This is a genomic window from Roseibium sp. RKSG952 (genome assembly GCF_009711355.1).
Window position 1 is genome coordinate 1 of the sequence record NZ_SMMF01000504.1, and the last position, 1,424, is coordinate 1,424.

A 1,424-nucleotide genomic window follows, 5' to 3' on the forward strand; every position below is an offset into this window, starting at 1 on the left:
GACGGCTTGCGCTTCGCTAAAATCCCCGCCATGAGGGGCGGGGAAGACGTTAAGAGCCTGTTTAGGAACTCGGCGCTGTCGGTGTAGCTCGTGAAGCCCATGATGCGGGCGGCGCGCTTGACGCACCGCCTATCCATTGGATGAAACCTGCTTTCGCCATAGTCGGTGGCTGCATACATCTCGCCGACGAACCTATCCATCATAGTCTCCCGGCTCATGAGCACCACCTGTTGACCGGAGCCGGGACCGAGTCCCAATGCGCCTCGTGCACATCGACGAAGAGAGAATTCACGGCGGAGAGATCGACCTGCTCGGGTCCGGCATAGGTTTCGATGACGTTTTTGATCGCAGATTCCGCCTCCTCGACCATGTTGGAGATTTCGGCGAGCGAGTACAAGCCGAGCCTGACATCGGTAAGCCATTTCCGATCTGAATCCTTCAAGGGTACGGGCATGACACCTGTCTCAAGCAAGGCGCGGCCCTGAATTCCGAGACGCAGGGCGTGCATGGCCGACTTTGGGTGATATCCGAGATCGTCGTCTCGAGGCATTTCGCGCAGGACCTTGCCCATAAACCCACGAAAACTACGCCCGGCCCTTCGGGTCGTGAACAGATCTCGGTTCTGAACCATGAGTTCACCCGCCTCAGTTTTTGACAGGTACTCCGGGAGCCACAACAGGAGAAGCATGGTCGGATTCCCGCCGGCGCAGAGGCGCAGGAATTTGCGAGCAGAATGATAGGTGAGATCCAGATCGCCCGTTCGGCTCGGGGAGTTGTGGTTCCCGACGGACCGATAGACGTGGTGGTCGAACGTCGACAAGCCGAGAGCTTGCGGCTTCGGTTCAACGTAGATGCCGAGTTCGTCCCGATCCCCCTTCCCGGGGATATTGGTCCCGTGAGCCTCGGAGCCGATCAATCCGCGCAAAACCTCGTTCTCGCGCGCAATGGCCAGCTTGAGGTCGTCCTTCAATAAATCTCCGTGCGACTGCAATTTGATGCTTCTCATAAGTTCTCTCTTTTCTCGGCAAGAGTACTAACCGAATCCCAAAAGTCAACTACACTCGGAGAGGCGAATTCTTGTGGTTTAGGTCAACGCTGTTTAAAAAGACCCGCCTGGAATGACCGGGCGGGGTCTCGATGGTTTGTCGGCGGCCCACTTTGCGGAGAGTTTACGTCGGAGCTGTGGAAAATTATTGACTTGAGGTACTCAAGTATTTAAGGATTTGTACTACGGAGCCGCCAGCAGCTTCGGCAATCCCCGACCGGTAACGGTTTTGCTAAAGGCTGGCTTGTTTTTTTCAAGACTTTTGAGCAACCTTTGTCATGGATCGCTTCAGTAAGTGGGGACAGACAGCAAGCATTTTATGGACGGGGGATGTGGATGCCTATTTCGCTTATTAACGTCTTCCCCGCCCTGAAGGACG

2 protein-coding genes are annotated in these 1,424 nt (G+C 55.6%); both read right to left on the reverse strand.

The features are described from left to right. Positions 1-218: hypothetical protein (locus E1297_RS49610; protein ID WP_209015584.1), on the reverse strand; the 218-nt coding region annotated here is incomplete at its 3' end. Beyond that, positions 215-970, reverse strand: coding sequence for a nucleotidyltransferase domain-containing protein (locus tag E1297_RS01830; RefSeq protein ID WP_209015585.1), 756 nt, complete (start codon positions 968-970; stop codon positions 215-217). The genes E1297_RS01830 and E1297_RS49610, both read right to left, overlap by 4 nt. Positions 971-1,424 lie beyond the last annotated feature (454 nt).